The organism is Limnospira sp. PMC 289.06 (genome assembly GCF_032350395.1).
Lineage (GTDB): Bacteria > Cyanobacteriota > Cyanobacteriia > Cyanobacteriales > Microcoleaceae > Limnospira > Limnospira platensis.
This window is the reverse complement of record NZ_JARPLC010000137.1, coordinates 1-11,676: the sequence shown is the minus strand read 5'-3', so window position 1 is coordinate 11,676 and position 11,676 is coordinate 1. Positions and strand designations below refer to the sequence as shown.

The 11,676-nt window shown below is 45.2% G+C and carries 11 protein-coding genes; 5 read left to right on the top strand and 6 right to left on the bottom strand.

The genetic code is table 11. The annotated features are described in order from the left end of the window. Together P5674_RS20330 and P5674_RS20325 are read left to right on the top strand one after the other, a co-directional pair. On the top strand, nt 1-838 hold an 838-nt coding region (locus P5674_RS20330), incomplete at its 5' end, for a DUF4912 domain-containing protein (RefSeq protein ID WP_315670228.1). After that, nucleotides 835-2,868 (top strand): DICT sensory domain-containing protein, encoded by a 2,034-nt coding sequence (locus tag P5674_RS20325; protein WP_006617509.1) that lies wholly within the window; start codon nt 835-837, stop codon nt 2,866-2,868. The genes P5674_RS20330 and P5674_RS20325, both read left to right, overlap by 4 nt. 71 nt (nt 2,869-2,939) lie before the next feature. On the opposite strand, the gene fabD is transcribed toward P5674_RS20325, so the two are convergent. The 3 genes from fabD to plsX form a co-directional block, all read right to left on the bottom strand. Then, the gene (gene fabD, locus P5674_RS20320) at nt 2,940-3,815 is read right to left on the bottom strand and encodes an ACP S-malonyltransferase (RefSeq protein WP_006617508.1); all 876 of its coding nucleotides are present in this window, start codon (nt 3,813-3,815) and stop codon (nt 2,940-2,942) included. A gap of 63 nt (nt 3,816-3,878) precedes the next feature. Then, nucleotides 3,879-4,871: a beta-ketoacyl-ACP synthase III gene (locus P5674_RS20315; protein WP_006617507.1), complete on the bottom strand. Its 993-nt coding sequence runs from the start codon at nt 4,869-4,871 to the stop codon at nt 3,879-3,881. A gap of 148 nt (nt 4,872-5,019) precedes the next feature. Then, nucleotides 5,020-6,060: a phosphate acyltransferase PlsX gene (gene plsX, locus P5674_RS20310; RefSeq protein WP_006617506.1), complete on the bottom strand. Its 1,041-nt coding sequence runs from the start codon at nt 6,058-6,060 to the stop codon at nt 5,020-5,022. Nucleotides 6,061-6,414: 354 nt separating this feature from the next. Here plsX and P5674_RS20305 point away from each other — a divergent pair, with 354 nt between their 5' ends. Genes P5674_RS20305 through P5674_RS20295 form a run of 3 tightly spaced genes read left to right on the top strand, consistent with a single transcriptional unit; the run spans nt 6,415 to nt 8,842 of the window. Further along, complete coding sequence (locus P5674_RS20305) at nt 6,415-6,591, top strand: RRXRR domain-containing protein (protein WP_006617505.1); 177 nt, start codon at nt 6,415-6,417, stop codon at nt 6,589-6,591. A 56-nt stretch (nt 6,592-6,647) separates the two neighbouring features. Next, entirely contained in the window at nt 6,648-7,946 is a 1,299-nt protein-coding gene (locus P5674_RS20300; protein WP_006617504.1) for a D-alanyl-D-alanine carboxypeptidase, read from the top strand. 38 nt (nt 7,947-7,984) lie between these two features. Beyond that, a complete protein-coding gene (locus P5674_RS20295) occupies nt 7,985-8,842 on the top strand; it encodes a DUF6473 family protein (RefSeq protein WP_006617503.1) in 858 nt (285 codons plus the stop codon). 123 nt (nt 8,843-8,965) lie between these two features. Here the strand turns inward: P5674_RS20295 and P5674_RS20290 are convergent, their stop codons facing one another. The 3 genes from P5674_RS20290 to P5674_RS20280 form a co-directional block, all read right to left on the bottom strand. Next, the gene (locus tag P5674_RS20290) at nt 8,966-9,607 is read right to left on the bottom strand and encodes an SH3 domain-containing protein (protein WP_006617502.1); all 642 of its coding nucleotides are present in this window, start codon (nt 9,605-9,607) and stop codon (nt 8,966-8,968) included. A 26-nt stretch (nt 9,608-9,633) separates the two neighbouring features. Continuing rightward, nucleotides 9,634-10,635 (bottom strand): phenylalanine--tRNA ligase subunit alpha, encoded by a 1,002-nt coding sequence (gene pheS / locus P5674_RS20285; protein WP_006617501.1) that lies wholly within the window; start codon nt 10,633-10,635, stop codon nt 9,634-9,636. A gap of 93 nt (nt 10,636-10,728) precedes the next feature. Continuing rightward, a partial coding sequence (locus P5674_RS20280) for a group II intron maturase-specific domain-containing protein (protein WP_315670227.1) occupies nt 10,729-11,676 on the bottom strand: 948 nt, incomplete at its 5' end.

Genomic DNA, 11,676 nt, shown 5'->3' with positions numbered 1-11,676 from the left:
GGTGGAAGATGCGGAAACTCAGGAGAGTGAGGAGAGTTACCAGGTAGCAGATATTGAGTTGGAGGAAGTTATCTCCCAATCCGAGGTGGTGGAAGATGTGGAAACTGAGGAGAGTTACCAGGTAGCAGATATTGGGGATTCGGATTCGGAAAGGGTCTCCCAATCCGAGGTGGTGGAAGATGCGGAAACTCAGGAGGTTTCTGAGGTAGCGGAAATTGAGTTAGGAGATTCCTCCGATGAGGTGTCGGAAAGGGATGGAGAGGCGGATGAGAATTTGAAGCAAGCAACGCTAACAGGTGGTCAAGCATGGGTAGTGGGAGGAGGAGACGATCGCAGTCAGTTAGATGTAGAATCGAAAAAATTTAATGTGGGTCAACATGATGATAGCGACATTATAGGTTTGGATGTGGATGAAGGACTCCCAGACTTACCAGGTGGCTATGATCAGAAATGTATCGTGCTGTTGCCACGAGATCCCAATTGGGCTTATGCTTATTGGGATATTGGTGATGAATATCGAGAACCCTTGCGACAAAAAGGGGGTAAACAACTGGCGCTGCGGGTTTACGATGTGACCTGGATCGATATGGATAAGCAACGTCCCCATAGTATGAAACAATATGAGTGCGATGAGTTAACGCAGGAATGGTATATTCCGGTACCGATGAGCGATCGCGACTATATTGTAGAAATTGGGTATGTGACCGACAGTGGTCATTGGTTGGTGTTGGCGCGTTCAGAATCAGTACATATTCCCCCAGTTTACCCCTGTGACCATTATGGCGATCGCTTTTATACCATTTCCTGGGAAGAAAATCTGCGGGGGAAAAATATATGAGCATCTCCATATCAATTCTAGCAGAATTGGTGCAGTATCAGCCACAGATTAGACCTCAAATATACTTTAAATCTTCCCTAATTGCTCTTTCTCATGCTATGGAAGATCAGGTTTTGGCGGGGTCAGATTCTCCGTTGGTGATTGCTACATTTCAACGAGAAAGGTTTTATCGTCAGGAAGCGCATAGGTATCGTAGAATTGCGGCTTTGACTTCTCAAGTATATGTGATGGCTGCACCAGAAACAGAGTTTAAAAATGCTTCTGATGCTTATGAAACTGTGGCTTTTCCAGCGGAAGATATATTATTGAGTCAGGAATGGAATTTAGTGGTGTTAGGGGAGAATTATGCAAGCTGTCTGGTTTGTATAGAACGTGAGGATTTAGCGGAAAATTCCGAGATGTACGAACAGTTGACGATGGACCCAGCACGTCCCTTTGAAGGTGTGTGGACTTCTAATCGTCTGATTTGTTCCCAAGTGGCGATACTTTTACTAGAAAGAGTGAAGTATTATCGACCGGAAATACAAGGTAAAATTCAAGAGGCTGTTAATGGCTTTAATTTACCTACAAAAATGGTGAAGCCAAGGAAATCTAAAAAACGCGAATCTGGTATAAATCGTAAGGGTAAAGTTGAGCCAGACTTGCAGCTAAATGATCCGTTTGCTCATCGTTTGGTAACTTATTTACAAGCGGGTCAACACAAGTTACTGCGGGTTTATCGATCGCTGGCGGTTCAGGAGTGGAAAGAGCGCTTGGTGAATTCGATTACAGCGGCTATTCGTCAGTCTCTTGACCCGGAAGAAGTTTTGGAAATTGCTACTCGTGAATTTGGGGAAGCAATGCAGGCTCATCGGTGTTTAATTTATCGGTGTAAGTCTACTGATAACAGTGTTGTTATTGAACATGAATATCTGCGATCGTGTCCTGAACAACCGGAGGGAACAGAGGTTAAATCTTTACGGGGGGAGACTTGGTGGCTGGAAAATAACCCTTTATTTCAACAGGTTTTACAGCAACAACGTTATGTGTATTTGGTGGAACCTGGGGAGGTTGATTATGTGACGGATGAGGGGGAGAATATTTTGGATCAACTGGCTGAAAAATGGGAAATTGGCGGCTGGTTGATGGTGCCGATTTTGTCTCAAGGTCGGCTTTTGGGAATGGTGGAATTGCACCAGTGTAATTCGATTTGTCGGAGTTGGGAAGATGATGAGCTGTCTTTGATGGATGCGATCGCTACTCAATTGGCGGCGGCTTTAATTCAGGCGGAAACTCATGCAAATCTTGAGGAATTGAATCGGCAATTGGAAGCGTTAGAAAGGACTCGCAGCAATTTAATTGCGATTACGGGTCATGAATTAAGAACTCCTTTATCTACAATTCAGGTGTGTTTGGAGTCCTTGAGTCAGGAACCAGATATGCCTTTGGAAATGCGAGAGGTGATGTTAGAAACGGCTCAAGCTGACGCAGAACGTCTGCGGAAATTGGTGCAGGATTTTCTGACTTTATCCCATTTAGAAAGTGGTCGAGTGGACTGGAACCCGGAATCTTTGCGATTGGAAGAATGTATTGATTTGGCTATTAGTGGTGTGAGTGCTAGATATGCGGAAAATAAGCCTAAAATTAAGGTAGAAATTAATGATAATTTACCATTAGTTAAAGCTGATGGTGAGTGGTTGGTTGAATTGCTGACGAAGCTGTTAGATAATGCTTGTAAATTTACAGGTTCTGAGGGTAAGGTGACTATTAAGGCTAAATCTAATGGCGATCGAATGTTAGAGGTGACTGTGGCGGATACGGGACGAGGAATTGAGCCTAACCGCTTGGAGGAGGTTTTTGATAGGTTTTATCAGGAGGAGGGTTCCCTACGCCGCACAGTAGGGGGAACAGGTTTAGGGTTAGCAATAGGTAGGCAAATTGTCACGGGTTGGGGAGGCCGTATCTGGGCGGATTCTCCGGGTAAAAATAAAGGCAGTCGGTTCCATTTTACCATTCCTTTGGTGGAAAGTGAGTTAATAATTAATGCTTGATAATTAATAAGTTATAGTTAATTGATTGTGAAGGGAGCGGGATGCTCCCAGTATAATGAGGATTACAGAAATTAGGATGGTAGAATGCGATCGCAATTTTCTAGGGTCAAACCGGAACAGGTGCGCTTAATTAATCCAGTCAATACTTGACCGGGACCGACTTCTATCACTTTTTGAATACCCTGTTCTGAAAGTTGTAAACAAATTTCGCGCCAACGCACGGAACCCGTCATTTGTTTAACCAGACGTTCCTTGAGAATTTCCCCATCAGTAGCGGGGGTCGGGTCTACATTAGACAAAACTGGAACCGTAGCCTGTTGAAAATTAACCAAGTCTAAAACTTGTTGAAATTGGGTAGCAGCCTCAGCCATTAAAGGGGAATGAAAAGCTCCCGATACATTCAATTTAACGGCTCGTTTTACCTTAATTTTACTGAGGAGATTATCAACGGCTTCTGGGGTTCCTGAAATCACGACTTGAGCCGAACTATTATCATTAGCTAAAACCACATTTTCGCTTTGTTCTAGTTGTTGATTAAGTTGTTCAGCATTAAAGCCAATGAGAGCCGCCATTTGTCCCCCTGCCGCCTTATCCATGAGTTCGGCGCGATGTTTAACCAAACGCAAACCCGCTTCAAAATCAAACACTCCAGCCGCATAAAGAGCGACATATTCTCCTAAACTGTGACCCGCGACCAAATCGGGAGTTTTACCCTGTTTTTTGAGAGCATCAACTAGGAGACTTTCGACTACATATAAACAAGGTTGGGTGTAGAGGGTGCGCGACAATTTATCAGCCTCTCCCTGACACAAATCAGGTAGAGACCAACCGAGGATATCAGCAGCTTTATTTAACTTAGGTTGTGCGTCTGGTGAATCAAATAAATCGGCACCCATACCTACAGCCTGTGAACCTTGTCCAGGAAAAACCCATGCAGTTTTAGTCATTATTATTGTTGCTTGTTAACCTTAGCTAAATAGGACAGTAAAAAAATGGGGTTTAACTATTAATTATTTACCCCATTTAAAGATTGCCGAACCCCAGGTTAAACCTGCACCAAATCCGGCTGTAGCAATTATATCACCAGATTGTATTTTTCCCGATCGCACTACTTCATCAAGAGCCAAAGGAATAGAAGCGGCGGAGGTATTACCATAATTAGCGAGGTTACTAATCACCTTATGGGGGGGGATTTTTAGCCTTTGAGCGACAGCATCAAGAATGCGTTGGTTAGCTTGATGAAGGATAAGCCAATCGACATCAGCAGCGGTTAACCCGGAGTGAAATAGAGCTTTTTCGACCACTTCGGGCACTTTTTTAACAGCAAAGCGATAGATATCTTGACCATTCATGGTAATGGGTAGATACTTACCTTGACCGATAGTAATTTGGGGAGTTAAAGCCTTAGCTTCTGGTTGAAAAGCCAGGTTAAGGGAACTATTGAGACTGCCATCACTTTTGAGTTCAAAACCCAATAAATTATCGCGATCGCTCCCTTGTAAAACCACCGCCCCCGCGCCATCTCCAAATAAAATACAAGTGCGGCGGTCAGACCAATCCACCCATCTTGAGAGAATATCCGCCCCCACTAAAAGCACATTTTTATAAACTCCGTTGCGGATAAACTGACTAGCAGTGACCAAGCCAAAAACAAAGCCAGAACAGGCGGCGGTCAAATCAAAAGCCACCGCTCGAGTAGCGCCAATTTTCGCTTGTATTTGACTAGCACTACCAAACAAATCATCAGGGGTAGAAGTAGCCAGAATAATTAAATCAATATCAGTAGGTTGTAAGCCAGCCATAGCGATCGCATTTTCGCAAGCCGATGCCGCCATGTGACTAAGTGTTACCTCTGTAGTCGCCAAGCGCCGTTGACGAATACCTGTGCGGGAACTAATCCACTCATCGGAGGTTTCCACCAGTTGAGAAAGTTGGTTATTATCGAGTAAAACCGACGGAGTAGCCGCGCCACTACCTGTAATAGCTATACCTGTGGTTGTCATTTATCCTTAATTATTTTCTATGAAAGGGGTCAAAGTGTGAGTGGTTAGGGTGCAGGGGGGGGTAAAATCGATAATTGACATTAACAATGATCAATTATTAATTTTACCCAGAGCATATAGCTGATCACCAAATCCGACGATCGCCAGATTATGACTCTTGTTCAATCGCCTGTTTTTGGTGTTTTTGATACTGTAAATTAATGCGTTCTAGCACTTCATTATTAACCGCATCTCGCGCCATGCGAATAGCATTACAAATAGTCGGGGCTTTAGAAGACCCATGACCAATAATGCAAATTCCGGCTACACCCAAAAGTAAAGCTCCCCCATGTTCAACGTGATCAACCCTTTGTTTAAAGCGTTTTAAACTAGGCTTCAGCAGAGTAGCCCCCAGTTGCGATCGCAATCCTGAAGACAACTCCTCCCGCAGCAATTGGAGAACCGCCTCTCCGACTCCTTCGGCAAATTTCAATAGTACATTACCCACAAAGCCATCACAAACTATCACATTAAACTTACCTGTGAGTACATCTCGTCCTTCTGCATTTCCAGCAAAAGAAATCAGAGAATTTTCTTGTAGCATCTGATAAGTCCGCACCGCCAGCTCATCACCCTTAGAAGATTCTTCGCCAATATTGAGTAGTCCCACAGTCGGGTTATCAACACCCAGAACATACTGGCTATAGATGCTTCCCATCACAGCAAACTGTTCTAGGAACTTAGGACGACAATCAACATTGGCCCCCACATCCAGAATCAAAACCGGCGAGGAACGCACCATAGTAGGTAATACAGCACCAATGGCGGGGCGATCGATACCCCGAATGCGTCCCACCCGCAATAGTGCCGAGGCCATCGCCGCCCCAGAGTGACCAGCAGATACAACCGCATCAGCTTTTTTTTGTTTAACCAAATTCATGGCAACATTAATAGAAGCATTAGGCTTGCGTTTAATCGCCCCTAATGGTTCTTCGTGCATTTCGATTGTCCCTTCAGCGGGGACAATTTCTGGCAATGGTGAGTTGCTGTGGTGTTCTTTGAGGGATGCCTCAATCTGCTGAGGATCTCCCACCAGTATGACATCAACCCCAAATTTTTCCTGTGCCATCAGCGCGCCCGCCACTACTTCTGTGGGGGCATGATCTCCACCCATCGCGTCAATTGCAATTCGTGCGCTAGTTAAGCCCATTGACCCAAGTTAGAGAAACCTTGAAGATTTTACCAAAAAACGGGGTTATAACCCTTATCCATAAAGCAAGGGGTTTCGCGCTAAGTGTCTCAGTACGCGATATCCTCTTGCATAAAATCCGGTAATTTCCGGCAGGAGGCGGAAATTACTCCTCACAGAGTCTGCAAGATGCAGGTCCAGGATTAGACCTACGTTAATGGGGTTATGACACCCACAGGTGAACGCCAGCCTGTTGCTCTGTCGTCTATCTTTAAGGAACGAGATGAGTGGATTGGCAATCTCGAGTGAGCTAGACGTAAAAAGCCCCTTTAACATGACCGAGGCCAACATTACCCCATCTGGGAGATAGCTTAAATGCCAAATTACCAAAATTACGTTTTTGTGGTTGACACACTGGGGCAACCGTTAAGTCCCACTCATCGGGCCAGGGCCAGAAAGCTTTTGAAGCAGGGTTTGGCTGCAGTGTTTAGGACTTATCCATTTACAATTATCCTCAAGAAAACTGATTCTAATGGTCCGGGAAAATCCTAGAATTGCGGTGTTGATAATTATCTGATTTTTGTTTGACTTTGAGGAAACAGCGGCCGATGTTAGATGTGTTTACTTCTGGGATTATGTCTGTATGGTTGGAGATGGCTGGGATGAATCGCGACCAATTGAATAGGACTTCCCAGCAAATGTGGGAAAGCAGCCTATCGAATATTATCTCTATTGAACGCCCAGATCCTGCGGTAGAGGCGATCGTCCAACAGTATTTGGCGCGTTTATCCAGTCGTGGTATATCCAGCGCCTCTCAGGGGGTATGGATTGAGGCGGGACCTTTTACGGTGGCTAATCATCGGGGGGATATTCCTTTATCGGCAGCTTCGATCACTAAAATAGCTACATCTTTGGCGGCGTTGCAAACCTGGAGTGTTAACCATCAGTTTGAAACCATCATTGGCGCAACTGGTCCCATTGAAAATGGGGTATTGCAAGGGGATTTGGTGATTGTGGGGGGAGGAAATCCCTTTTTTGTCTGGGAAGAGGCTTTTAGTTTGGGATATGCTCTCAATCAGTTGGGTATTCGTCAGGTGCGGGGAAATTTGACGATCGCTGGTAATTTTTCGATGAATTATGAATCGGAACCGCAACTGGTGGGTAATTTACTCCGTCAATCCCTCGATTCCCGGCTGTGGGAGTCAGAAGCAGCTACTCAATATGTCCGTTCAGGGTCCCGGTTGCCAAAACCACAGGTACAAATTTTGGGCTCGGTGCAATATGTCACCTCCCCGCCTAATCTCCAACCCCTAATCCGCCATCGGTCTCTGAGTTTGGCTGAGATTATTAAACAAATGAATATCTACAGTAATAATCCCATCTCGGAAATGTTGGCTGAAACTTTGGGCGGTGCTGAGATGGTGCGACGATTGGCGGCTGAGGCGGCTGGGGTTTCCGTTGATGAAATTCGCCTGATTAATGGTTCTGGTTTGGGTCATGAAAATCAAATTTCTCCTAGGGCTTCCGTGGCTATGTTTATCGCTTTAGATAGACATTTGCGAGATACAGATTTAACTGTGGCGGATTTATTACCCGTTGCGGGACGAGATTTGGGAACTTTGGAATATCGCCGCATTCCTCCACATTCCGCTGTCAAAACTGGCACTTTGTTTGATGTTAGTGCTTTGGCGGGTGCTATCCCTACTCGCGATCGCGGTGTGGTCTGGTTTGCTATTATTAACCGTGCTACAGGTTTGGATGCTTTGCGTGATGACCAGGATTGGTTATTGCAGCAGTTGGTAAATTACTGGGGTGCGTCCGATGTTTTGCCAATTACTTTGACAAATAATCTTGATGGGACTCGTCCGGCTTTGGGGGATCTGGCTAGAATTGATCGGGTTAATTAGCTCGATTTTTCAGATGCTGCTAACAATGCTAATCAATTATGGGATATTATCAAGAACGCGATCGCTCTATTACCAATTACCAAATGTTTGAGTTGGGAAACACTGGGTTGTCTTTTCGTGGTCCCCAACCTCAGACACTCGCTCAGGGTCATTATTTTACCTGTTTAGGAGCCGCACAGACTTTTGGCTGTTTTTGCGATCGCCCCTATCCTAATTTGTTGGCATATTGGCTCAAATTACCAGTTTTGAACTTGGGATATGGGGGGGCTGGTCCTTCTTTCTTTCTGCAAAATTCTCCCTTAATTGATTACATCAATCGCGGTAAGTTTGCCATTGTTCAGGTCATGTCTGGACGCAGTGAAAGTAACTCCCTATTTGATACCGGAGGATTGGAATATATCCGCCGACGTTCTGATGGTAAACAGTTGGGGTCAGAGCCCGCTTATCAGGAGTTATTGGCTACAGGCGATCGCGATTTTGTCAATCAGATTATCGCCGAAACTCGACAAAATTGGGTCAGCAGTTATCAGCTTTTATTGAGCAAAATTAAAGTCCCGAAAATTCTGCTTTGGTTTTCCGAGAGGGAGCCTGATTATCAACTTACATACAATAATATTTATTGTCTATTTGGCAAGTTTCCCCACTTGATAAATGCTCAGGCGATCGCTCAAATCATCCCCTTCGCTAATGATTATATTCAATGTGTTTCTACCCGAGGAATGCCACAACTATTAATTAACCGACTCACCGGATACCCTACCACCCTGAATTTAGCCTATCAGCGCCCGGATTTGGGCGATAAAACCTCTTTTTACAATGATTATTATTTTTCTCCCGAAATGCAACGAGACGCCGCTATATTGCTAAAATCAGCCTGTCAGCAATACCTATATTGACATACTCCCCCCTAGGATTCGGATTGAGGGAGAGGGTAATGTTTGCTGTAATTGATAATTAATTCCCCCGGCTTCCCTAGAAAGGAAAAAGCAGGGGGGGAAAGAGGTAACGAATGGCTGAAACTACCGACACATAATTAACGTATTAGCAGAGATATATCCAGCCACCGGAGTGGTAATTCTAACCCAATTGCGACGCTCACCATCAGGGTCAGGAATTAAGCGATAGTCAGATGCTAATTGTACCCGTTCTCCCGAATCGACACCACCGCGACGAGCAGATGAGCGGGAAGGAGCAGCCCTCACCGCGACACCTTCTGGAGCCGCCTCGCGATCGACTTGACGACAAAGACTCCCTGATGGTCGTGTGGGTGGAGTTTCAGCCAAATCGGTAGAACAGTCCACCAAATTACCGGAACTATTGGGAAAGCCGTTAGAAATAAAACCCCGGACGGGATTAGTGATTTCCACCCAGGAGCGACCACCAGGACCAGTTATTCCCTGTGCATTAGTGGCTAAAGTCACTTGTTGAGCATAGGAAACCTGACCGACGACGGGAGAATTGGGAGTAGGTCGCGCCCGGACTACTAAACCCCGACGTTCAGAAATTTTACGACAGCGATCGCTGGTGGTTTGGGCGATATTAGAGTTAGAGTTAGGCAATATTTGAGCGCGCGCCCCCAATTGTGCAACTGAGAGCATCAACAAAACTATAGCTAACCCAGAAACTGACCGATTAAAGGATTTCCCAACTGCCAAAAACATAAAATCCACACCCACCCTAAGAACCTTTAGAATTGTCGCAGAAAGCGCAGATCACTAGCATAAACCCGCCGAATATCATCCAATTGGTGTAAGACCATAGCAAAGCGTTCTACCCCAAACCCCGCAGCAAATCCAGTATATTTTTGAGGATCATAACCCACAGCTTCGAGAACATTCGGATCGACCATACCACAGCCTAACACCTCCAACCATTTACCCTGCCATTCCAAATCCACCTCAGCGGAGGGTTCTGTAAACGGGAAATAACTAGCGCGGAACCGAATGGGTAGATCACCAAACATTTGACCCAGAAACTCTTTAATAGTGCCTTTGAGGTCTGTAAAACGGAGATTTTCCCCGATCGCTAATAACTCCAGTTGATGAAATACCGCCGCATGGGTAGCATCCACAGTATCGCGACGATAAACCCGACCCGGTGCGACAATGCGAATGGGGGGCTGATGTTGTTCCATGTAGCGAATTTGCACGGAAGAGGTATGAGTCCGTAACAGATTCCCATCAGGTAGGTAGAAGGTATCCTGCATATCCCGCGCCGGGTGGTCTGGGGGGGTGTTTAATGCCTCAAAATTATAGTAGTCGCTCTCCATTTCTGGCCCGGTAGCCACAGTGTAGCCCATACCTACGAAGATATCTAAAGCCCGGTCAATTACGGCATTGAGGGGGTGAATTTTGCCCTGGGGACGATACACAGGGGGCATGGTAACATCTATGGTTTCAGTTTTTAGTTGAGCTTCAATGAGGGCGAGTTCTAGGGCTGTGCGACGCTGGTCGAGTTGAGTTTGCAGGGCTTGTTTAACTTCGTTGGCGATCGCCCCAATACGAGGGCGCGCTTCCGGTTCAAGTTTACCCATTCCCCCCAGAACTTTGGAGAGTTGGCCTTTTTTGCCTAGATAGTTAATCCGCAACTGTTCGAGTCCTGAGAGGGTTTCACAGATGGCGATCGCTCTGTCAGCCTCTTGGCGTAGGGATTCGATTTGGTTTTCTAACGATTGAAGTTCGGTAGTCATTTGAGTGAGAGTACAGATTAGGGGTCGAGAGTGGAGTCGCCTCCATTCCCTCCCATTCAGAACCGTACATGAAAGTTTCCCTTCACACGGCTCCTAGTTTGATTGATCCATTGTTAAGGATACAGCTTTGGCGTTATCTAGTGCCGTTTTATCATCGCGGGTGTGGCGATGTAATAGCTGAAGATTTTTGTATTCATCCTTTCCACCTAGGTTTCGAGGTACAATGTGGTCTACTTCAATTATATCTGATGGGGTAAAGTACTGCCCGCACCATTTACATCTTCCTTTTTGTTTTTTTAGTAGTTTTGCTACCCTGTTTGGCGTGTCGATTGCTTGTCCTTTCCTGGTTGCCCAGTAAGTCCAGTTTCCGTCGTATGGTGTTGCGTCGGGGAGTATTAGGGTATGTCTGATAATTGGAGTCCAATTGTGATTGAACAGATGTAACCCATCTTTGGTTTGGAACAGCCAATTTTCGTGTCTTTCTTTCCCATTGCTAAGTTTAATTGTTCCATGTCTGAAATAATTACTTAGCTTTTCGTGACTTGCCTTTCCGCATCTTGATACTGTCCATGCCCGTAACATTTGCCAGATTATGAAGTCTAGCTTATTGAAGGTCTCTGTTGAGACTACTGCTGAGTAATAGTTTGCCCATCCTCTTATAATTGGGTTTAGTCTACTTATCAGGGCTGATTGAGGTGCTGTCTTATATCGTTTAATTACACCTTTTATCACTTCTGTGTGGGCAACAACTGCTTTTTGGCTGGGTTTTATGTGGGTTTTATGTCCGATTAATCGACTCTTATATCCCCCTGTTTTTCCAGACTTGTATTTTCCTACTGGGTATTGCCTGATATTGAATCCGAGAAAATCAAACCCAGGTTCTTCTGTTTTGCCATTATACTCAATAGGTTTGAGTGTGTGACCAATTCGAGTCTTTTCGGGTTTAATCTCTAATCCTACAGGTTTTAACCATTCGGTGATAGCAGTTTTGCACTGTTCAATGATTCCTAGGTCTTTGGATATGACTACAAAATCATCGGC